A 20,065-nucleotide genomic window follows, 5' to 3' on the forward strand; every position below is an offset into this window, starting at 1 on the left:
CGTCATGGTTGTATTCAGGCCGCCACGCGGAAGCGCGACACGGAATCCTTCAGTTCCTGGGCCAGCAGCGCCAGTTCGCGGATCGACTGTGCCGTCTGGCGCGTGCCGCCCTGGGTGTGCTCGGTAACCGACAGGATGTGCTGCATATTATGGGCCACACCGTTGGCGGACGTCGCCTGCCGTTCAGCCGCGCCGGAAATCCCCTGGATCAGCTCCGCGAGGCGGTTCGACACGCGCGAAATATCGCTCAGCGCCGCGCCGGCCGCGTCGGACAGGCGCGCGCCCTCGACCACGCCCTGGGTCGACTTTTCCATCGCCGCCACGGCGTCGTGGGTGTCGGCCTGGATGGTGCGCACCAGCGCGCCGATGCCCTTGGCCGCTTCGGCCGAGCGTTCCGCCAGGCGCTGCACCTCTTCCGCCACCACCGAGAAGCCGCGCCCCGCCTCGCCGGCCGACGCGGCCTGGATCGCGGCGTTCAGCGCCAGCACGTTGGTCTGTTCGGTGATGTCCGAGATCAGGTCGGTGATCTCGCCGATCTCCTGCGAGGATTCGCCCAGGCGCTTGATGCGCTTCGAGGTTTCCTGGATCTGTTCGCGGATCTCGTTCATGCCGATGATCGCGTTCTGCACGGCTTGCGCGCCCTGCTCGGCCGCCGCCACCGACTGGCGCGCCACGTCGGCCGATTCGGTCGCCGAACGCGACACGTCGGCAATCTGCGCCGCCATCTGCAGCACGGTGCTGGATGCTTCCTGGATCTCGCGCGACTGCTGCTCGGCCGCGCCCAGCAGCTCGGTCGACACGGTCTGGGCGCCGTTCGAGGCGCGCGTCACCTGCTCGGTGGTCTTGATGACCCGCAGGACCAGCTCGCGCAGTTCCTCGACCGTGTAGTTGACCGAGTCGGCGATCGCGCCGGTGATGTCTTCCGACACCGTGGCATGCACGGTCAGGTCGCCGTCCGCGACTTCCTGCAGTTCGTTCATCAGGCGCAGGATCGCCGCCTGGTTCTGGTCGTTGGTGGCCTTGGCTTCTTCTTCCTTGGCCTGGGCCAGCTGGCGCATCGCCTCGGCTTCGCGGCGGCGCGCCTCGGCGCCGCGGGTGCGGTTGCGCGAGTCCTGCAGCATCACGCGGCTCAGCGAGCCACCCATCGCCAGCGTGAAGATCGCCGCTCCCACCAGCATCCAGAACCAGCCGCTCCTGGTTTCCAGCTCGCCGCGATAGCCCGACTGCACCCGCGCCAGCGTCGAACGCAGGCCCTCGTTGTCGCGCGCGATGACCGCTTCGGCGGTGCGCGCGGCGCTGAAGTTGTGCTGGTTGGTCGAAAGCGGCGCCAGCCCTTCCTGCCAGGTCTTGAAGGCGGTGCGCGCATCCAGCACGCGCTCGCGCAGTTCGACGTCGGCGATGGCGGCCGGGGCGCCGGCCAGGCCGTCCAGCAGCGCGCCCAGTTCGGCGCTGTCGCGCAGGATGGTCCTGGCGGCGTCGCGGTAGGCCGCGCCCGGGCTTGCGAAGGCATGGGTGGACACCGACAGGCGCTCGGCCAGCGCCGCCAGGCGGCCGAAGGTGGGGTTACCGGACTGCCTGTCGGCGATCGCGCCCAGCTCGGCGGCGAGCGGTTCGAACTTGGCGACGCTGGCGCCGAAGCCGACCAGGTGGCGCTTGTTGCCGACGATGGTGGTGGCGGCCGCGTTCGAGGCCGACCAGGCGGAACGCGCCTTGGCCAGCATGGTCGTCACCTCGCCCGAGGACGCCGGAATCGTCTTGCCGCCGGCCTGGCCGCCGCGTGCCAGCAGCTGCAGCAGGCGGCCGACTTCGGCGCGGCTCTCGTCCAGTTCGTTGAAGGCGCCCATCTCGCCGCGCAGGGCGTTCGGCGCGGCCTTGGCCACGCGCTGCGAATGCATCAGGGCGTCCGCCGCGGTCTGGCCCTGGGTCGACACCACGTCGGTGCGCGCGGCGTTCTGCCACATCGACAGCACCGTCAGCAGGATGCCGGCCACGAAGGCGGCCAGCACCACGCGCAGCTGGCGCGACAGCGACAGGTGGCCGATCAGGGGCAGGCGCAGGTCTTCACCCTCGCTGGCGGCATGCAGGGGCTTGCGCGGCCGGGTGTTGCCGAGGCGGCGCGCGGCTGCGTCGGCCGAGCCATGCACCGGCACGCTGCCGTCGTGCGCGGGCTGCGGCGGCAGCACGCCGGCGCCGAACTGGGTGTCGGGCGAGGCCAGCATGGTGTCGTCGTCCACGCTGTCCTTCGAGAATACGTTCATGCTGAGTTTCGAGGCGAATCCCATACCGGCTCCTGGTCCTGCCATGTGGTTAGCTGCGTGTGTCTGCTTGTTGTGCGACGTGCAGGAAGCGTTCTTCCCGCACCAGGGCCGCGAGCGAGAGCGGCGTCCACAGATTGTCGTCGGCGTCGCGCAGGACCTCGCCCTCGCGCCGCATGCTGCCAGCCTGGCGCAGGCCGAACACGCGCTCGGCCAGCAGCGCGCAGTTGAAGCCGAGCGCGGGGGCGAAGGTGACGAGACGTGCGGAGGGGCCCGGTGGCGCGCTCTCCTGGCCAAGGTAGCGCGCCAGGTCGATCACGCCGACCAGGGTGCCGCGCACGTTGGCCAGGCCCAGGTACCAGGGCAGGGTCAGCGGCACCCGCGCCAGCGGCACGGGCGGGACGATCTCGCCGGCCTCCAGCAGGTCGAGCAGGTAGCGGGTGCCGCCCACCTGCATGCCGAGCTGCTGGATCGGCGCACCGCCGCCGCCCTTGGCGGCCTGCATGCGTTCGAGGAGCTGCTCCTGGTATTCGCGCAGGCGGGTACGGCGCGCGGCCGGGTCGAGCCTTGCCCCCTCGCCAGCTGCGTCGCTCACGCCGCAGCCGCCGGCTTGGCGTCGAGCGAGGCGATGCTGGCCAGCAGCAGCGCCGGATCGACCGGCTTCACCAGGTAATCCCTGGCGCCCTGGCGCATGCCCCAGATGCGGTCGGTTTCCTGGTTCTTGCTGCTGCAGATGATCACGGGGATCGCCGCCAGCTCGGGGTCGCGCGCGATCGAGCGCGTCACCTGGAAGCCGTTCGCGCCGGGCATGACCACGTCCATCAGGATCAGTTGCGGGCGCTCGGCGCGGATCTTGTCGATCGCTTCCTCGCCGTTGATGGCGGTGCTCACGGCATAGCCGGCGCGCGCCAGGATGTCGGTCAGGTAGAAGCGCTCGGTCGGGGAATCGTCGACGATCAGGATGTTTTGTATGGCCACCTTGGGCTCCGGGATTTCGGTCGGTTAAGCGGGTTCAGGTCAAGCCTTCGGCGCCGTGTGCTCGCGCACGGCGGCCAGCAGGCTGTCCTTGGAAAACGGTTTGGTGAGATAGGCGGCCGCGCCGACCATGGCGCCCCGCGCGCGGTCGAACAGGCCGTCCTTGGACGACAGCATCAGCACCGGCGTCGCATGGAAGCGTGCGCTCTTCTTGATCAGGGCGCAGGTCTGGTAGCCATCCAGGCGCGGCATCAGGATGTCGCAGAACACCAGCGCGGGGTGGTGGTCGTTGATCTTGGCGAGCGCGTCGAAGCCGTCGTCAGCCAGCACCACCTGATAGCCGGCCTGGGTCAGGAAGATTTCGGCGGAGCGGCGGATCGTGCTGCTGTCGTCGATCACCATGATGGTCAGGCCGGTTGCTTGCGGCGATGTCGTCATTTTCGTTTCACTTCAGCATGAAGCGCCACGATAGCACAGGCCTTTACCCTTTTGGCGTGAAGTGTTGCAACACGTCAACTGTCACATCCATATTGGCGTGACGTTTTGCAAACAGACGTGCCAGCTCGACAAGATCAGATGGCGGTCATCTCGAAATCGTCCTTGCGGGCGCCGCATTCCGGACAGGTCCAGTTCATCGGCACATCGGCCCAGCGCGTGCCGGGGGCAATGCCGTCGTCCGGCGCGCCGGCGGCCTCGTCATACACCCAGCCGCAGATCAGGCACATCCAGGTCTGGAAGGGGGCCGTCGAATCAATACTCACAATATGCGTCCTTCTATCTAGTAAAATGGAGAGTCAGGTATCTTAATCTAGGCGTCGTGCAAAACCAACCGTTACCCCTCATCCTGACATTTGGCGTGTCCGATCCGGTCGGCGCCCTCGGCGTGCAGGCCGACCTGGCCGCCTTTGCCGCGCACGGATGCCACGGACTGTCGGTGGTGGCCGGCCTGCTGGTCGCCGACAGCGCCAAGGTCGAAAACCTGCACGAAGTCGACAGCGACTGGATGGCCGACCAGGCCCGCGTCCTGCTCGAAGACATGCCGATCGCCGCCTTCAAGGTCGGCGCCGTCGCCACCGTGCTGCAGCTGGCGGCGATCGCCGAGATCGTGTCCGACTACCCGGATGCGCCCCTGATCCTCGATCCCTTCCTCACCGCCCTGCCCGATTCCGGCCTGGCCGACGAAGAGATGCTGTCGGCGATCCGTTCGATCCTGGCGCCGCAGACCACGGTCCTGATCCTGTCGCAGTCGGAGCTGGGCCGCATGGCCGAGACCTGGCGCGAGGTGGGCGAAAACGGCGACGACGGCGGCGCCGACGACCTGCTCGCGGACGTGGCCGAACTGACCAATGCCGGCTGCCAGTACGTGCTGGTGACCGGCACCCGCGACGACAAGGGCGCCTGCTCGAATACCCTGTTCGATGCCGACGGCGTAGTGGCCCGGGTCGAATGGCAGCACCTGCCGGGCCCCTTCGTCGGCGCCGGCAACACGTATTCTGCCTCGTTCACCGCCCTGATGGCATGCGGCATGGAAGCGCCGCAGGCGCTGTTCGCCGCCCAGGAATACACCACCGGCGCGCTCGAACACGCCCAGCGCTTCGGCATGGGCAAGTTCATTCCCAACAAATTCTACCGGGGCTGATCCGGCCCCTCGCTACCATGACCATTGAGAACACCTCGAAGAACGACCAACTGTTTGCCCGCGCCCAGCAATCGACCCCGGGCGGCGTGAATTCGCCGGTGCGCGCCTTCCGCTCGGTGGGCGGCACCCCGCGCTTCATCACCCGTGCCGAAGGCCCTTATTTCTGGGACGCGGACGGCAAGCGCTACATCGACTACATCGGCTCCTGGGGCCCGGCCATCGTCGGCCACGCCCACCCGCAGGTGGTCAAGGCAGTGCAGGAAGCCGCAACGCGCGGCCTGTCCTTCGGCGCGCCGACCGAAGGCGAGATCGAGATCGCCGAAGAGATCTGCCGCCTGCTGCCCTCGATCGAGCAGGTGCGCCTGGTCTCGTCGGGCACCGAGGCGACCATGAGCGCGCTGCGCCTGGCGCGCGGCGCCACCGGCCGCGACAAGATCGTCAAGTTCGAAGGCTGCTACCACGGCCACGCCGACTCGCTGCTGGTGAAGGCCGGCAGCGGCCTGCTCACCTTCGGCAACCCGACATCAAGCGGCGTGCCGGAAGACTTCGTCAAGCACACCCTGGTCCTCGACTACAACAACGTCCCGCAGCTGGAAGACGCCTTCGCCTCGATGGGCGACACCATCGCCTGCGTGATCGTGGAGCCGGTGGCCGGCAACATGAACCTGATCCGCGCCACCGCGGAGTTCCTGACCCGCATGCGCGAGCTGTGCACCGAACACGGCGCCGTGCTGATCTTCGACGAAGTCATGTGCGGCTTCCGCGTCGGCCTGGGCGGTGCCCAGGAGATGTACGGCATCGCCCCGGACCTGACCGCGCTCGGCAAGGTGATCGGCGGCGGCCTGCCGGTGGCGGCTTTCGGCGGCCGTGCGGAGCTGATGCAGAAGATGGCGCCGCTCGGCCCGGTCTATCAGGCCGGCACCCTGTCGGGCAACCCGGTGGCGGTGGCGGCCGGCATGACCACGCTGAAGCTGGTGCAGGAGCCGGGCTTCTATGACAAGCTGGGCGCGGCAAGCGCACGCCTGGTGCAGGGCCTGACCGAGGCGGCACAGGAAAACGACATCCCCTTCTGCGGCGATGCGGTGGGCGGCATGTTCGGCTTCTACTTCTCGAACAGCGTGCCGAGCACCTACGCCCAGATGATGGCGGGCGACAAGGAGCGCTTCAACCGCTTCTTCCACGGCATGCTGGACGAGGGCGTGTACTTCGCGCCGGCCATGTTCGAGGCCGGCTTCGTATCAAGCCAGCACACGGATGCGGTGATCGACGAGACCATCGAGGCGGCGCGCCGGGTGTTCAAGCGCATCGGCTGACCGCGTCCGGCAGACAGGGGCTCTGCCTGCGGACCCGACACGGATCGAAAGGAGCAAGCGCATGTTCGATGAGCCTGGCTTGTCGCATCCCCTTCTCCATGCGCTGCTCCTTGCGCTCGGCGCTGCCATGGTCCTTCCGGTACAGGCGGGCCGCCCGCTCGCGACCGACGATGCCGCCATCCTCGATGCCGGAGCCTGCCAGCTCGAGACCTGGACCGAACACGCGCGCGGCAGCCGCGGCGCCTGGCTGAATGCTGGCTGCAACCCCTTCGGCCACACCGAATTTTCGCTGGGCGCCGCCCGCGTTCGCGCGACAGGCAACCCCGCCTCCACGGTTCACCCATGGCAGCTCAAGCACCTGCTGCGCGCCCATGACGATGCACGTTACGGCCTGGCCGTGGCGCTTGGCGGCCAGGGAATGCGGCGCAGCCTGGCGAGCGAGACCTTCCTGAACGGCATTGCGACCCTGCCCGTGGCCGGGCAGGCGCGACTGCTGCACCTCAACCTGGGGGTATTGCGTGTCCGGAACGAGGACCGTTACCGTACCCGCGCCACCTGGAACATTGCCTACGATGCGGAGCTGGCGAGCGCGACCCGGGCTGCGCTCGAAACCTTCGGCGCTTCGGGCGAACGGGCGAACTGGCAGTTCGGCCTTCGTCATGCGCTCGTGCCCGGCCGCGTCCAGATCGACGGCAGCGTCGGCAGTGCGATCGGACGCTGGCGCGGCACGCGCGTCTTCACCGTGGGCCTGGTGTTCGCCGCTCCCGTCTTTTAATCCCGAGTCTGCCAGTAAAAACGCCCGGTGAAATACTCTTTCATCGGGCGTTCTTTTCTGAAATTTTATTTCAATATGGGTTCAACGCAGCCAGCCGCGGCGGCGGAAGTACCACAGCGGCGCGATGCCGCAGGTGATCATCAGCCCGACCGCGAACGGATAACCGAAGGTCCAGTTCAGCTCCGGGAACACGGTGAAGTTCATGCCGTAGATACTCGCGATCAGGGTCGGCGGCAGGAAGGCGACCGAGGCCACCGAGAAGATCTTGATGATCTTGTTCTGGTTAATGTTGATGAAACCGACGGTGGCATCCATCAGGAAGTTCACCTTGTCGAACAGGAAGGACGTGTGGCCGTCCAGCGATTCGATGTCGCGCAGGATCTGGCGCGCTTCCTCGAACTGGTCCGAGTTCAGCAGCCGGCCGCGCATCAGGAAGCTGACCGCGCGGCGCGTGTCCATCATGTTGCGGCGGATCCGGCCGTTCAAGTCTTCCTCGTGCGCGATCGCGTTCAGCGCGGCGGCCGCGTCCTGGTCGGTGAATTCCTTCTGCAGCACGCGGGTCGAGACTTCTTCCAGCGCCTCATAAATGCCCTCGAGCGCGTCCGCCGAATACTCGGCGTCGGTCGCGTACAGGTCGAGCAGCACGTCCATGTAGTCTTCGATCGAGCCGGGACGAGAGCGCGCGCGCAGGCGCACCAGGCGGAACACCGGCAGGTCGTCGTTGTGCACCGAGAACAGGATTTTCCCGGACAGGATGAAGGCGACCGTGACCACGCGCGAAGGCCCGTCTTCTTCCTCGAGCAGGAAGTCGGTGCGCAGGTGCAGGTCGCCGTTCTCGGCTTCGTAGTAACGGGCCGAGGCCTCGATGTCCGACACCTCGTCCTCGCCCGGCAGCGTCACCCCATAGGTCGTCTTGACGAGGATGCGCTCCTCGTCGGTGGGCTCGTTCAGGTCGACCCAGACCGGCGTCACGTTCTCCAGGTCTTCGCGCGAGTCGACGCCGACCTGGTTCAGGCGGCCATTTTGTAGGACAAATACGTTGATCATGCGCTTCTCTCGGGCCGGGATTCGAAAACTGCGGCAAGTGTAACCGACAGGCCCGGCAAGCGGCCACCCCGTCACGACAATTTCATGGCCGGCGGCCGGCCCGGTCGCTCAGGGCAGGTCGGCGAAGCGCATCCGGCGCTGGATCAGGGCGGTACGGCGCACCAGGTAGCCCGTGGAACGGTGCTTGTCGTAGTAGCGCGGATTCGGCAGCATCACGGCCAGGCGCGCGGCCTGCTGGGCGTTCAGGTTGGCCGCCGAGGTGCGGAAGTAATGGCGCGCCGCCGCTTCGGCGCCGAACACGCCGCGCCCGTATTCCACCACGTTGAGGTAGACCTCGAGGATGCGGCGCTTGCTCATCACGGTCTCGAGCATGAAGGCGATGATCATCTCCTGCCCTTTGCGCAGGTAACTGCGCGAGCCGGACAGGAACAGGTTCTTGGCCAGCTGCTGGGTGATGGTCGAGCCACCGCCGACCACCTTGCTGCGCTTGTTATTGCGCTCATACGCTTTTTCCAGCGCCTCCCAATCGACGCCGCCGTGCTCGGCGAAACGCGAATCTTCCGAGGCTACCACGGCCCGTTTCAGGTTGGTCGAGATGCGCTCGTAGGGCACCCACTCGTGCTTGAGCTTCGCGTTCGGGTTCTTCTCGCGCAGTTCCGACAGCTGCTGGCGCATGAAGCTGGTCGAGCCGGGATTGAACACCGAATACCAGCAGACCATGATGAAGAAGTAGAGCTGGACCAGCAGCACCAGCAGGATCGGGCCCAGGATCAGCCATTTGAGCCAGCGGCGTGAGCCCTTCTTGGCCGCCTTGCGGGTTTTGCCCATGGCGAGGGTCGCTGTGCTCATGGGCGCATCTTCCTGAACACTTCCGCCGTGTCGGGCCGCACACCGCGCCAGATCGCGAAGGCTTCGGCCGCCTGTTCGATCAGCATGCCGAGGCCGTCGCGGGTGGCGGCGCCATGGCTGGCCGCGAAGTCCATGAACACGGTCGGCTGGCTGCCGTACATCATGTCCAGTGCGAGGGAACCCGGTGCGAACACGCCGGCCGGCAGCGGCGGCAGCTCGCCGGCCAGGCTGCTGGACGTCGCGTTGACCACGATGTCGAAACTGCCGGCGATCTCGGCGAATCCGGTGGCCTCGATCGGAATGCCGTAGCGCGCGAAGTCCCGCGCCAGCGCCCCGGCCGTGGCCACGGTGCGGTTGGCGATGACGATCTCGCGCGGGCCCTGCTGGATGATGGGCAGCAGCGCGCCGCGCGCCGCGCCGCCGGCGCCCAGCAGCAGGACGCGCTTGCCGGCGATCGCCACGCCCGCATTGCGGGTGATGTCGGCCACCAGGCCGGGGCCGTCGGTGTTGTCGCCGACGATCTCGCCCTGGTCGAAGCTCAGCGTGTTGACGGCGCCGGCGGCCCGCGCCCGTTCTTCCAGGCGGGTACAGACTTGCGCCGCCTCGATCTTGAACGGCAGGGTGACATTGGCGCCCCGGTAGCCCTCCGCCACCAGCCGCTGCACGGTCGCCGCGAAGCCGTCGAGCGGCGCCAGGCAGCGTTCGTAGACCAGGTCCTGGCCGGTCTGGGCCGCATACACGGGATGGATCTCGGGCGATTTGCTGTGGGCGATCGGGTTGCCGATCACGCAGTACCTGTCAGTCAACCTTTATCTCCTCGCAGTTCGGTCTGCATTTTTTCTTCGCGCGTGAAGCGGAAGCGCGTGATCACCTCCCACAGGTCGTCCTTGCCCTGCGTGCGCATGTTGGCCGGGAAGTTCCCGAAGGGCGCGGCCTGGCGCACGATGCGCAGGGCCGCCGCGTCGAGGGCCGGGTTGCCCGAGCTCTGTTCGATACGCGGTCCGCCGTCCCGCATATAGATGGTCCCGTCCTGGAACACCGGGATGTAGACCACCAGTTCGCCGTACAGCTTCTTGCCGTTCTGCTGGGGGAAGTTGAGGGTGCCAACTTCCTCGATCCGCTTCTGCATCTCTTTGTAGTAGAGCGCATAGCCGACCTGGCGCGTGCTGGGCGTGATCTGGGTGCGCTTGGGACGCTTGTTCTGGTCTTCGATGCGGTCGATGACCTCGGCCGCGGCGCGCGAGATGGCGCGGCTGGTATCGAAGGCGTCGCTGCCCGTGCGGGTGGGGTCGGGCTGGTCCTGCTCGGTCTTGGGCGGCGCGCTGAACGCGGAGCTGCGGACCTTGGTCAGCACGTTTTCCTGGCGCTGCTCCAGTTCAGCGATCTTGCGCTGCAGGGCCTTGATGCTTTCGCCGTCCTCGATCTTGCGCAGGTCGGGCAGCGGGGAGCGGACGCGGCCCGCATCGGCGGTGCCGCCGCCCTCCAGGTTGGCCTGCGCCAGCGCCTCGGCTTTGGTGGGCGCGTTGGCGTGCTTGGCATTGACCAGGATGACTTCGAGCCCCGGGTCGGCCGGCGTCTGGCGGAAGGCATCCGGCGCGGCGAAACGCACCGCCAGCAGCGCCCCGTGCGCGAGCACGGAGACGCCGAGGGCGATCATCAGGGGACGGTTGTTCTGCAAATACTTCACGTGCTGCTTGCGCCCTGGCGGGCGCTTGGGTCAGGGATGGGGCATTCTAACCTGCAACTTGGGCCGGCGGTGTTGTTCCGGCGTTGGCGGGAACCTCGACACCTTCCTCGGTTGTCACCGCAGCAACAACACCCTCGGCTTCCACCACTTCGGCCAGCGCCGCCTCGCCCGTATCGCCCTCTTCCTCTTCCTCGAGTTCGACCGAGGCATCCGGCGCCACCGCCGCCACCTCGAGCAGGCGGGCTTCGAGCGTCAGGTCGACTTCGTCCCAGCGCACGACGTCGAGCTTGACCTGGGCGCCGCGCGCCAGCTGCGGCATGCCGGCCAGGCGCGCCACCAGCGGGATCTCCACCAGGCGCACGATCTCGTCCTTCAGCACCACGGCATCCACTTGCTTCGCGCCTTCCTGGCCCAGCCAGCGCAGGCACCAGTAGCGTTCCATGTTTTGCTGGAAGTCGTTGTAGGCCGCATAGGCCGCATCGAAGCTCGACACGATCGCGAACAGGGTCGCGTCGCGGTGCTTGAACGGCGCCACCAGCGGTGCGGTCACGCCGTTCGCGGCGCAGGCCAGGATCTGCCACTGGTTCACCAGGTCGGTGTAGCGGCGCAGCGGCGAGGTGCTCCATGCGTACTGGTCCACGCCCAGGCCCTGGTGCGGGGCCGCGTGGGTCACCATGCGCACCTGGATCTTGGCGTTCCAGCCGCCCGCGCCCGGTCCCTGCGAGCGGTAGATGCCCGGCACACCCGAGTCGTGCAGCAGCTTGCCCCAGGTGCTGTTCGCGAAGATCATCAGCTCGGCCACGATCTTGTCGAGCGGCGCGCCGCGCTTGCGGCGCACGATGGTGACCACGTCGTCGTCGACGTAGAAATTGAAGTCCACGCGGTTGGCCTGCTCCGGCTTGAGGCCGAAGGCTTCGCGCTTCCTCATGCGGCCGGCTTCCAGCTGCAGCGCCCACTGCCACAGCAGGCCCAGCTCTTCCTTGTGCGGATACTCGCCTGCGCCGCTGGCCAGGGTTTCTTCGTTGACCAGCGCGTCGAGATCGTTGTGGCGCAGGTTGCTCTTGATCGGCACGCGCTCGGCGCGGGTGGTGGTCGAGAGCACGGTCCAGTCTTGCGGGTTCAGCACCGCGTACAGCGACAGCGCCGGGCAGTCGCTGCCTTCGGCCAGGGTGAAGGCGTTCACCACCTCGTCCGGCAGCATGGTGATCTTATCGCCCGGCATATAGACGGTGGACATGCGCGCGCGGGCGATCTTGTCGATCGCATCGTCCGGGCGGATGCCCAGGCCCGGCGCCGCGATGTGGATGCCGACGCGCACCGTGCCATCAATCAGCTTCACCACCGAGAAGGCGTCGTCGATCTCGGTCGTGGTGACGTCGTCGATCGAGAAGGCCGCGACGTCCGCCAGCGGCAGGTCGCCCGGCGCCTTGGGGACCTCGACTTGCGGGAAACCGGCGCCGCGCGGGAAGTGCTCGAACAGGAAGCGCGACATGTGCAGTTCCTTGGGCGAAGCGAGGCCGCCCGTGCTCAGCATCAGGCGCTGGGCCGTGGTCTGCAGCTCGTTGGCCGCGGCCTCCATGGCCTTGTATTCGATGGTGTTCTTGTCCGGCTTGAACAGCAACTGGTGCACCAGCGGCTGCATCGATGGCGGCAGCTTGCCGGCCTTGAGTTCCGCGACGTAGCCCGCCTGCACGATGGCCTGCTGCTTCTTCTTTTCGATGCCGGCCAGCGCCGCCTTCAGGGTCTGCTCGGGGGCGGCCTTGTAGCGCCCGCGTCCTTTTTTATGGAAGTAGACCGGCGCGGCGTGCAGGGCCAGCACCAGGCCGGCCGCTTCATGCGGCAGCGGCGCGTGGCCGAAGTATTCGGCGCCCAGTTCGGCGAAGCCGAATTCTTCGTGGCCCGCGACTTCCCACAGGAAGTCCAGGTCGACCTCGGCGGCGATGCCCTTGGCGGCGGCCAGCAGCGCTTCCGGCTCGGGCTTCTCGAACTGGATCAGCACGTCCTTGGACTTGACCTTGCTGCGCTTGCCGCTGGCCAGCTCCACCTGGTAGGCCTCGCCCGCCTGCGACAGCACCGTGCCGACCTTGAAGTCGCCCGACTCTTCAAAAAATACGTTCATGTTATTTCGTGTTCTGTAATAGTTTGGCCGGCTTCAGGCTGAGCACCTCGGGCAAGAATACCTCGGTGACCAGGAGCAGGCCTTGATGGCGGCGGTAGACGCAGCGCCGCGCATAATAAAGTGAGTCAGTGCGTCCGCCGAGAGCCGTGTGCACGCGCTCCATCAGCGGATGGCCCGCGCGGATGCGCGCGTATTCCAGCTGGCCACGGCGCACCAGCGGGTCGTAGAACAGCGTGGTGCCGAGCGAACGCTCGCCCAGGACCGAAAACAGCGGCCAGTCGCTGGCGGTGCAATCCGTCGGCACCACCGTGTGGCCGAATACCCTTGGGACGCCGTCGCACTCCAGCAGCACCTCGCGTTCCCATACCCGTCCCGGCCGCGGCAGGCCAATGGCATGGGCCTCGTCCGCCAGACACAGGGCGGGGTTCTGGTGCAGCCGGCGCACGCGGAAGGCACGGCTGTGCGCCATCAGGCGCGCCGTCAGCGAGCCATCGGTCGTGAGCCAGTCACGCATCGCGGCCGGCGCGCGCACGGCCCCGGCGTGCGGCTGCCAGGCCGCCAGTCGCAGCGAAGCCCCCCTCACTGAACGATGCTCGCGTTGCTGCAGAAAGCCAGCACCTCGTCCACGTACTGCGGAAACTCCGAAATCGCATGGTCGCTGCCCTGGATCACGCGCTGCTTCGCGCCAGCGTAGTGCGCCACCATGTCGCGGTAGTCCAGCACTTCGTCGCCGGTCGCCGCGACCAGGAAGTAGCGCTCCGGCCTGGTGATCTTCTCGACCTTCAGCGCCGCCAGCTCGTCGATGTACTCGCGGCGGAACTCGAAGGCTTCGTCCGAATGCCAGGCCGTGGTCACGCCGACGTGGTGTTCCAGGTTTTTCAAGGGATTCACGGACGGGTTGAGCAGCACCGCCGGGACGTCCAGGCGCTCGGCCAGCCAGGTGGCGTAGAAGCCGCCCAGCGAGGAGCCGATGATGGACAGATTGTCCGGGGCATGGCGTTCGGCCAGCAGCAGGGCCAGCGCCATCGCCTCTTTCGGCGAGGCCGGCAGCTGCGGGCAGATCAGCTCATGCGCGCGCCCGGCGTCCGCCAGCGCCTGCTGCACCACCCGCGCCTTGAAGGACTTGGGCGAGGAACGAAATCCGTGCAAGTACAGAATCATGGAGCCAGCGCGTCCAGCAGTTTCTGGTGCACGCCGCCGAAGCCGCCATTGCTCATCACGAGGATGTGGTCGCCCGGCTGGGCGGCCTGCACGACGGCCTGCACCATGTAGTCGAGCTGGTCGAAGCTGTGGGCGATGGCGCCCAGCGGCTTGAGGGCGTCGGCCAGGGACCAGCCCAGCGCCTGCTGGCTGCCGAAGCCGAACACCAGGTCGGCGTCCTTCAGGCTGCCCGGCAGCGCATCCTTCATGGCGCCCAGCTTCATGGTGTTCGAGCGCGGCTCCAGCACGGCCAGGATGCGGCCCGAGCCTGCTCCATTATTGCCGATCTTCTGGCGCAGGCCAGCAACCGTGGTGGCGATCGCGGTCGGGTGGTGGGCGAAATCGTCGTAGACGGTGATGTCGTTCACCTTGCCGCGCACTTCCATGCGGCGTTTGACGCTCTGGAAACGCGACAGCGCGGCGATCGCCTGCGAGGTCGGCACGCCGACGTGGCGCGCCGCCGCGATCGCGGCCAGCGCGTTCGAGCGGTTGTGGTGGCCGGTCAGCTCCCAGTGGACGCTGCCCTGCAAGTCGCCGTTGAACAGGACGTCGAAGCTCGAACCGCCCGGGTGCTCGACCATGGTCCAGTTGACGCCCTCGGCGGAACCGAAGCTCTCCTTCTCGCTCCAGCAGCCGCGCTTGATCACGCGGGCCAGCGAGGCTTCGTCGCCATTGACGACCAGGCGGCCCACGCCCGGCACGGTGCGCACCAGGTGGTGGAACTGGGTCTCGATGGCGCCGATGTCCGGGAAGATGTCGGCGTGGTCGTATTCCAGGTTGTTCAGCACCGCGGTCTTGGCGTGGTAGTGGACGAATTTGCTGCGCTTGTCGAAGAAGGCGGTGTCGTACTCGTCGGCTTCGATCACGAAGAAGTCGGAGGGCTTGTCGCCGTGCAGGCGCGCCGAGATGCCGAAGTTCATCGGTACGCCGCCGATCAGGAAGCCCGGCGCATAGCCGGCGTCTTCCAGGATCCAGGCCAGCATCGAGGTGGTCGTGGTCTTGCCGTGGGTGCCGGCCACGGCCAGCACCCACTTGTCGCGCAGGATGTGCTCGCCAATCCACTGCGGGCCGGAGACATAAGGCAGGCCGCGGTTCAGGATCTCTTCGATCAGCGGATTACCGCGCGTCATGACGTTACCGATCACATACAGGTCGGGGTTCAGCGATACCTGTTCCGGACCATAGCCCTGGATCAGCTCGATGCCCTGGGCTTCCAGCTGGGTGCTCATCGGCGGATAGACGTTGGCGTCGCAGCCCGTGACGCGGTGGCCGGCTTCCTTCGCCAGGACCGCCAGGCCACCCATGAAGGTGCCGCAAATACCGAGGATATGAATGTGCATGGTCGTAGAAAAATAGCTGCGGTAAATGGTCCGAAAGCGCGATTCTACCCGACCCGCTCTGATTTTCCGCTTAAGAGTATGATTCGGACATCATGCCGACTCCGAATATAGACGTACTCCAGCTGCGCGCCGAAATCGCTGCCTTTGCTGCGCGCATGGTCGCCCAGGACGGCGCCGACTACGACACCGCACGCCGCAAGGCGGCCCGCCAGGTGCTCGGGGTGGACCGCCCGGCGCCGAACCTGATGCCCGACAACCTGCAGATCGAGGACGAAGTCCGTAAATACCAGGCCTTGTTCGGCGGTCCCGGCCAGGCCGCGCGCCTGAACGCCATGCGCGAGACCGCCCTGCAGGTGATGGACCAGCTCGCCGACTTCCGCCCCTACCTCACCGGCGCGGTGCTCAATGGCACGGCGGGCGAGCACGACGAGATCCACCTGCAGCTGTTTGCCGACAGCGCCAAGGAAGTCGAGATCTACCTGCTCAACCGCAACGTCAATATAGAGATCTCCGAGACGCCCCATTTCAAGGGCGGGCGGCACGATCCGGTTGAAACGGTCAGCTTCATGTGGCATAAGGAAACTATTCATGCCGAGTTATACGACTTTCATGACTTGCGCGGGGCCTTGAAGCCGCGCGCCGATGGCCGCCTGCAGCGGGTCGACGCAGCTGGGCTGCGCGCGCTGATGGCGAACGATGAGACTTTGGAACAGGACGAATGAATAAGAAACACGTGGCTGCGTATGCAGCCGTTGCCGCCATGTTCGGCATCATGGGCGCGTTGGTAGCAATCAACAAGAAGGACCCCTCCCCCATCACCACCACGATCGCGCCGACCGGCGGCAAGCCGCACACGGCCGTGGATAATCTGTTTGCACAGTCGCTCAACGACCTGCAGGGCAAGCCGCAGCCGCTGGCCAAGTGGCGCGGCAAGCCGCTGGTGGTCAATTTCTGGGCAACCTGGTGCGCTCCCTGCGTGCAGGAGATGCCGGAACTGTCCGAACTGGCGGGTGCGGACGGCGGCAAGACCTTCAATGTGATCGGCATCGGCATTGATTCGCCCTCGAACATGAACGAATTCGCGGCCAAGCTGAAGATTGCCTACCCGCTGTACGTGGCGGGGATGGGCGGAACCGAACTGTCGCGCGAGTTCGGCAACAGCGCAGGCGGGCTGCCGTATACAGTATTGATTGGCGCGGATGGGCAGGTGCGCAAGACCTATCTGGGTAAATTGAAATTCGACGAACTGCGCGCGGACCTGGCAAAACTGCAGGGATAACGAACGATCGTTCTTTTCCGAACTGCATCGAACGTGCCCCCATCGCCTGACAATTTTACTGCTTGCCAATAGTCGAGCTTGGCGGCACAATGCCTTCCTTTCGGGCGTTCAGACTCTTCAACATGGCGAAAAAGCTACTGCTGCTTAATGGCCCCAACCTCAATTTATTGGGGACCCGGGAGCCGGCGGTGTACGGCGCGACGACGCTGGCCGACATCGAGCAGGCAGCACGGGCACAGGCGGCAAGCGCGGGCGCAAGCCTCGACTGCTTCCAGAGCAACCATGAAGGAGCCCTGATCGACCGCATCCACGCCGCGCGCGGCGAAGGTGTGGAGGCGATCGTCATCAATCCGGGCGGCCTGACCCATACCAGCGTGGTCCTGCGCGATGCGCTTGCTGCGGTGGCAATCCCGTTCGTGGAGGTACACATCTCGAATGTCCATGCCCGCGAGCCCTTCCGGCACCACTCGCTCCTTGCCGCAATTGCGCAAGGCGTGATCTGCGGCCTGGGGCCGGACGGATACCGGTTTGCCATCGACTTCGCGCTTAAATCGCGTTAATCTACGTCAACTTCATGTATCAGCGGCCGCAGGTTACCCACCACCGCGTTGCCAGCTCTCTTAAAAACGAATAATTCCAAGGGGTTTCACATGGATCTCAGAAAACTCAAGACTTTGATCGACCTGGTCGCCGAATCGGACATCGCTGAACTCGAAGTGACCGAAGGCGAAAGCAAGGTCCGCATCGTCAAGTCGTCCGCGAACCCGCAAGGCCAGATGATGATGATGCCGCAGCAGGCCGTGCAGCACTACGCCGCCCCTGCCCAGCACGCCGCCGCGCCGGCACCGGCAGCTCCGGCCGCCCCGGCCGCCGTCGAGCATACCGGCCACGTCGTCAAGTCGCCGATGGTGGGCACCTTCTACCGTTCCTCGGCCCCGGGCGCAGCCGCCTTCGTCGAAGTCGGCCAGAGCATCAAGCAGGGCGATACCCTGTGCATCATCGAAGCGATGAAGCTCCTGAACGAGATCGATGCCGACGTCGCCGGCACGGTCACCAAGATCCTCGTGGAAAACGGCCAACCGGTCGAATTTGGCCAGCCTTTGTTCGTGATCGGCTAAGCAGCCTTGCCCGGCGGCGTCCTGCCGCCAGCCCATCCATGTCGTGTCCGGCGCCCTGTCAACAAGAGAGGCGCCGGTTTTCACAGAAACACCGAACCTACCATGTTTGAAAAAATCCTCATCGCCAACCGTGGTGAAATCGCGCTGCGTATCCAGCGCGCCTGCCGCGAGCTGGGCATCAAGACGGTCGTCGTGCACTCCGAGGCCGACAAGGACGCCAAGTACGTGAAGCTGGCGGACGAATCCGTCTGCATCGGCCCGGCCCAGTCGGCGCTCAGCTACCTGAACATGCCGGCGATTATCAGCGCCGCCGAAGTGACGGACGCCGAGGCTATCCACCCGGGCTATGGCTTCCTGTCGGAGAACGCCGACTTCGCCGAGCGCGTCGAGAAGTCGGGCTTCGTCTTCATCGGCCCGCGTTCCGACTCGATCCGCCTGATGGGCGACAAGGTCTCGGCCAAGCAGGCAATGATCAAGGCCGGCGTGCCCTGCGTGCCGGGTTCGGACGGCGCCCTGCCGGACGATCCGAAGGAAATCGTGCAGACCGCACGCAAGATCGGCTACCCGGTCATCATCAAGGCCGCCGGCGGCGGCGGCGGTCGCGGCATGCGCGTGGTGCATACCGAAGCGGCGCTGCTGAACGCGGTGCAGATGACCAAGACCGAAGCCGGCACCGCCTTCGGCAATCCGGAAGTCTATATGGAGAAGTACCTGGAGAATCCGCGCCACGTGGAGATCCAGATCCTTGCCGACGAGCACAGGAACGCCGTCTGGCTGGGCGAGCGCGACTGCTCGATGCAGCGCCGCCACCAGAAGGTCATCGAGGAAGCGCCGGCGCCGGGCATCCCGCGCAAGCTGATCGAGAAGATCGGCGACCGCTGCGCCGAAGCCTGCCGCAAGATCGGCTACCGCGGCGCGGGCACCTTCGAATTCCTGTACGAGAACGGCGAGTTCTACTTCATCGAGATGAACACCCGCGTGCAGGTGGAACACCCGGTCACCGAGATGATCACCGGGATCGACATCGTGCAGGAACAGATCCGCATCGCCTGCGGCGAGAAGCTGCGCTTCCGCCAGCGCGACATCATGCTGTCGGGCCACTCGATCGAGTGCCGCATCAATGCCGAAGACCCGTTCAAGTTCACGCCTTCGCCGGGCCGCATCACCGGCTGGCACCCGCCGGGCGGTCCCGGCATCCGTGTCGATTCGCACTCGTATGCGGGATATTATGTTCCACCTCATTACGACTCGATGATCGGCAAGGTAATTTCCTACGGTGCGACACGCGAGCAGGCAATTCGCCGCATGCAAATCGCGCTCTCGGAAATGGTGGTTGAAGGTATTCTCACCAATATCCCGCTGCACCGTGAGCTGATGGTCGACGCCCGCTTCATCGAGGGCGGCACCAACATCCACTACCTGGAGCAGAAGCTGGCCGCCAAGCCGGACCTGCCGAAGGAAACGGGCATCGGCGCCAAATCGGAAGCCAAGGTAGACGCATGAGCTGGACGGAAGTCGTCATCGAAGTCGCTCGCGACCACGCGGAGGCCCTGTCGGACGCCCTGATGGAAGCGGGCGCCCTGTCGGTCTCCGTGGAAGACGCGGATGAAGGCACGGACGCGGAAAAGCCGCTGTTCGGCGAACCGGGCATGGAGCCGAAAGAAGCCGCCTGGGACCATTCGCGCGTGGTGGCGCTCACCGACACGGACGCCGACCAGTTCGCGATCGTGCAGGAAGCCGCCAACGCCATCAAGCTGCCGGTCGTGCCCTCCTTCACCACCCGCGCGGTGGAAGACGCCGACTGGGTGCGCCTGACCCAGTCGCAGTTCGAGCCCATCCACATCGGCAAGAACATCTGGGTCGTGCCGAGCTGGCACGAAGCACCGGACCCGAATGGCCTGATCCTCGAACTCGATCCGGGCCTGGCTTTCGGCACCGGCAGCCATCCGACCACCCGCCTGTGCATGGAATGGCTGGAAGCGCACCCCAAGCCCGGCAAGTCGGTGCTGGACTACGGCTGCGGCTCGGGCATCCTGGCGATGGTCGCCAAGAAGCTCGGCGCCCTCGATGTCGCCGGGGTCGACATCGACCCGCAGGCGATCGAATCGGCGCGCGCCAATGCCGAGCGCAATGGCTGCGCGATCGACTTCTACGTGCCGGACGAGCTGCCGACGACGCCGAACGAGCGCCATGCCAAGGGCCAGTTCGACATCGTCGTGGCCAACATCCTGTCGAGCCCATTGAAGCTGATGGCGCCGATGCTGTCCGGCCGCGTGGCGCCGGGCGGTTCGCTGATCCTGTCGGGCGTGCTGGCGCGCCAGGCCGAGGAAGTGGCCGACGCCTACGCACCTTTCATCAAGCTGGGCGTCTGGGCCGAGCAGGACGGCTGGGTCGCCCTTCACGGGACGCTCGGCCAGGACACCGCACCCGCGCCGCGTTCCGCCATCACCGGCTAAGGGACATCCAGGC

At 66.3% G+C, this 20,065-nt stretch carries 22 protein-coding genes; 9 read left to right on the forward strand and 13 right to left on the reverse strand.

Annotated elements, in window-relative coordinates; all coding sequences use genetic code 11:
- Positions 1-14: 14 nt before the first annotated feature.
- The 5 genes from AC56LK_RS07870 to AC56LK_RS07890 all read right to left on the reverse strand — a co-directional run bounded on the left by AC56LK_RS07870 (position 15) and on the right by AC56LK_RS07890 (position 3,955).
- Entirely contained in the window at positions 15-2,258 is a 2,244-nt protein-coding gene (locus AC56LK_RS07870) for a methyl-accepting chemotaxis protein (RefSeq protein WP_497184003.1), read from the reverse strand.
- Between the two features lie 49 nt (positions 2,259-2,307).
- Positions 2,308-2,850: a chemotaxis protein CheW gene (locus AC56LK_RS07875; RefSeq protein WP_497184004.1), complete on the reverse strand. Its 543-nt coding sequence runs from the start codon at positions 2,848-2,850 to the stop codon at positions 2,308-2,310.
- A complete protein-coding gene (locus AC56LK_RS07880; protein ID WP_497184005.1) occupies positions 2,847-3,233 on the reverse strand; it encodes a response regulator transcription factor in 387 nt (128 codons plus the stop codon). Before AC56LK_RS07880 ends, AC56LK_RS07875 begins: the two co-directional genes overlap by 4 nt.
- Before the next feature lie 39 nt (positions 3,234-3,272).
- Entirely contained in the window at positions 3,273-3,668 is a 396-nt protein-coding gene (locus AC56LK_RS07885) for a response regulator (protein WP_497184006.1), read from the reverse strand.
- Between the two features lie 134 nt (positions 3,669-3,802).
- Complete coding sequence (locus AC56LK_RS07890; protein ID WP_029755924.1) at positions 3,803-3,955, reverse strand: rubredoxin; 153 nt, start codon at positions 3,953-3,955, stop codon at positions 3,803-3,805.
- Positions 3,956-4,047: 92 nt separating this feature from the next.
- Here AC56LK_RS07890 and thiD point away from each other — a divergent pair, with 92 nt between their 5' ends.
- The 3 genes from thiD (at position 4,048) to AC56LK_RS07905 (ending at position 6,957) form a co-directional block, all read left to right on the forward strand.
- Positions 4,048-4,869 carry a bifunctional hydroxymethylpyrimidine kinase/phosphomethylpyrimidine kinase gene (thiD, locus tag AC56LK_RS07895; protein WP_497184007.1) on the forward strand — a complete coding sequence of 274 codons (822 nt, stop codon included), beginning with the start codon at positions 4,048-4,050 and terminating at the stop codon, positions 4,867-4,869.
- A gap of 17 nt (positions 4,870-4,886) precedes the next feature.
- Complete coding sequence (hemL, locus tag AC56LK_RS07900) at positions 4,887-6,182, forward strand: glutamate-1-semialdehyde 2,1-aminomutase (RefSeq protein WP_497184008.1); 1,296 nt, start codon at positions 4,887-4,889, stop codon at positions 6,180-6,182.
- A gap of 127 nt (positions 6,183-6,309) precedes the next feature.
- The gene (locus AC56LK_RS07905; protein ID WP_497184009.1) at positions 6,310-6,957 is read left to right on the forward strand and encodes a PA4824 family protein; all 648 of its coding nucleotides are present in this window, start codon (positions 6,310-6,312) and stop codon (positions 6,955-6,957) included.
- Positions 6,958-7,038: 81 nt separating this feature from the next.
- On the opposite strand, the gene corA is transcribed toward AC56LK_RS07905, so the two are convergent.
- The 8 genes from corA to mpl form a co-directional block, all read right to left on the reverse strand.
- Positions 7,039-8,004, reverse strand: coding sequence for a magnesium/cobalt transporter CorA (corA, locus tag AC56LK_RS07910; RefSeq protein WP_497184010.1), 966 nt, complete (start codon positions 8,002-8,004; stop codon positions 7,039-7,041).
- Positions 8,005-8,112: 108 nt separating this feature from the next.
- Positions 8,113-8,832 carry a monofunctional biosynthetic peptidoglycan transglycosylase gene (gene mtgA / locus AC56LK_RS07915; protein ID WP_497184273.1) on the reverse strand — a complete coding sequence of 240 codons (720 nt, stop codon included), beginning with the start codon at positions 8,830-8,832 and terminating at the stop codon, positions 8,113-8,115.
- A gap of 17 nt (positions 8,833-8,849) precedes the next feature.
- Positions 8,850-9,659 carry a shikimate dehydrogenase gene (aroE, locus tag AC56LK_RS07920; protein WP_497184011.1) on the reverse strand — a complete coding sequence of 270 codons (810 nt, stop codon included), beginning with the start codon at positions 9,657-9,659 and terminating at the stop codon, positions 8,850-8,852.
- A complete protein-coding gene (locus AC56LK_RS07925) occupies positions 9,656-10,510 on the reverse strand; it encodes a TonB family protein (RefSeq protein ID WP_497184274.1) in 855 nt (284 codons plus the stop codon). Before AC56LK_RS07925 ends, aroE begins: the two co-directional genes overlap by 4 nt.
- A gap of 76 nt (positions 10,511-10,586) precedes the next feature.
- Positions 10,587-12,659 (reverse strand): ribonuclease catalytic domain-containing protein, encoded by a 2,073-nt coding sequence (locus AC56LK_RS07930; protein ID WP_497184012.1) that lies wholly within the window; start codon positions 12,657-12,659, stop codon positions 10,587-10,589.
- Between the two features lies 1 nt (position 12,660).
- Positions 12,661-13,242, reverse strand: a complete 582-nt coding sequence (locus AC56LK_RS07935) for a chorismate--pyruvate lyase family protein (protein ID WP_497184013.1) — start codon at positions 13,240-13,242, stop codon at positions 12,661-12,663.
- Entirely contained in the window at positions 13,239-13,820 is a 582-nt protein-coding gene (locus AC56LK_RS07940; protein ID WP_497184014.1) for a YqiA/YcfP family alpha/beta fold hydrolase, read from the reverse strand. The genes AC56LK_RS07935 and AC56LK_RS07940 overlap by 4 nt, the downstream gene beginning before the upstream one ends.
- Positions 13,817-15,199, reverse strand: coding sequence for a UDP-N-acetylmuramate:L-alanyl-gamma-D-glutamyl-meso-diaminopimelate ligase (gene mpl / locus AC56LK_RS07945; RefSeq protein ID WP_497184015.1), 1,383 nt, complete (start codon positions 15,197-15,199; stop codon positions 13,817-13,819). The genes AC56LK_RS07940 and mpl overlap by 4 nt, the downstream gene beginning before the upstream one ends.
- Positions 15,200-15,291: 92 nt before the next feature.
- On the opposite strand from mpl, the gene AC56LK_RS07950 reads away from it, so the two are divergent.
- From AC56LK_RS07950 to prmA, 6 genes are all read left to right on the forward strand, one after another.
- Positions 15,292-15,921: a hypothetical protein gene (locus AC56LK_RS07950; protein ID WP_497184016.1), complete on the forward strand. Its 630-nt coding sequence runs from the start codon at positions 15,292-15,294 to the stop codon at positions 15,919-15,921.
- Positions 15,918-16,478 (forward strand): TlpA family protein disulfide reductase, encoded by a 561-nt coding sequence (locus AC56LK_RS07955; protein WP_497184017.1) that lies wholly within the window; start codon positions 15,918-15,920, stop codon positions 16,476-16,478. The genes AC56LK_RS07950 and AC56LK_RS07955 overlap by 4 nt, the downstream gene beginning before the upstream one ends.
- Before the next feature lie 122 nt (positions 16,479-16,600).
- Positions 16,601-17,038 carry a type II 3-dehydroquinate dehydratase gene (aroQ, locus tag AC56LK_RS07960; RefSeq protein WP_497184018.1) on the forward strand — a complete coding sequence of 146 codons (438 nt, stop codon included), beginning with the start codon at positions 16,601-16,603 and terminating at the stop codon, positions 17,036-17,038.
- A gap of 90 nt (positions 17,039-17,128) precedes the next feature.
- Entirely contained in the window at positions 17,129-17,596 is a 468-nt protein-coding gene (gene accB / locus AC56LK_RS07965; RefSeq protein ID WP_436104290.1) for an acetyl-CoA carboxylase biotin carboxyl carrier protein, read from the forward strand.
- A 102-nt stretch (positions 17,597-17,698) separates the two neighbouring features.
- Complete coding sequence (gene accC, locus AC56LK_RS07970; protein WP_497184019.1) at positions 17,699-19,099, forward strand: acetyl-CoA carboxylase biotin carboxylase subunit; 1,401 nt, start codon at positions 17,699-17,701, stop codon at positions 19,097-19,099.
- Positions 19,096-20,052: a 50S ribosomal protein L11 methyltransferase gene (gene prmA, locus AC56LK_RS07975; protein WP_497184020.1), complete on the forward strand. Its 957-nt coding sequence runs from the start codon at positions 19,096-19,098 to the stop codon at positions 20,050-20,052. The genes accC and prmA overlap by 4 nt, the downstream gene beginning before the upstream one ends.
- The last annotated feature ends 13 nt before the right edge of the window (positions 20,053-20,065 follow it).

It is taken from the genome of Telluria sp. ZB4P36, assembly GCF_059685865.1.

Coding starts and splice junctions, on each gene's coding strand:
- AC56LK_RS07955 (WP_497184017.1), top strand. CDS start 15,918: ATGAATAAGAAACACGTGGCTGCGTATGCAGCCGTTGCCGCCATGTTC.
- AC56LK_RS07925 (WP_497184274.1), bottom strand. CDS start 10,510: ATGATCGCCCTCGGCGTCTCCGTGCTCGCGCACGGGGCGCTGCTGGCG.
- AC56LK_RS07905 (WP_497184009.1), top strand. CDS start 6,310: ATGGTCCTTCCGGTACAGGCGGGCCGCCCGCTCGCGACCGACGATGCC.
- AC56LK_RS07885 (WP_497184006.1), bottom strand. CDS start 3,668: ATGACGACATCGCCGCAAGCAACCGGCCTGACCATCATGGTGATCGAC.
- prmA (WP_497184020.1), top strand. CDS start 19,096: ATGAGCTGGACGGAAGTCGTCATCGAAGTCGCTCGCGACCACGCGGAG.
- accC (WP_497184019.1), top strand. CDS start 17,699: ATGTTTGAAAAAATCCTCATCGCCAACCGTGGTGAAATCGCGCTGCGT.
- aroQ (WP_497184018.1), top strand. CDS start 16,601: ATGGCGAAAAAGCTACTGCTGCTTAATGGCCCCAACCTCAATTTATTG.
- AC56LK_RS07870 (WP_497184003.1), bottom strand. CDS start 2,258: ATGAACGTATTCTCGAAGGACAGCGTGGACGACGACACCATGCTGGCC.
- AC56LK_RS07950 (WP_497184016.1), top strand. CDS start 15,292: ATGCCGACTCCGAATATAGACGTACTCCAGCTGCGCGCCGAAATCGCT.
- mpl (WP_497184015.1), bottom strand. CDS start 15,199: ATGCACATTCATATCCTCGGTATTTGCGGCACCTTCATGGGTGGCCTG.
- hemL (WP_497184008.1), top strand. CDS start 4,887: ATGACCATTGAGAACACCTCGAAGAACGACCAACTGTTTGCCCGCGCC.
- AC56LK_RS07940 (WP_497184014.1), bottom strand. CDS start 13,820: ATGATTCTGTACTTGCACGGATTTCGTTCCTCGCCCAAGTCCTTCAAG.
- accB (WP_436104290.1), top strand. CDS start 17,129: ATGGATCTCAGAAAACTCAAGACTTTGATCGACCTGGTCGCCGAATCG.
- AC56LK_RS07890 (WP_029755924.1), bottom strand. CDS start 3,955: ATGTGCCTGATCTGCGGCTGGGTGTATGACGAGGCCGCCGGCGCGCCG.
- mtgA (WP_497184273.1), bottom strand. CDS start 8,832: ATGGGCAAAACCCGCAAGGCGGCCAAGAAGGGCTCACGCCGCTGGCTC.
- AC56LK_RS07930 (WP_497184012.1), bottom strand. CDS start 12,659: ATGAACGTATTTTTTGAAGAGTCGGGCGACTTCAAGGTCGGCACGGTG.
- corA (WP_497184010.1), bottom strand. CDS start 8,004: ATGATCAACGTATTTGTCCTACAAAATGGCCGCCTGAACCAGGTCGGC.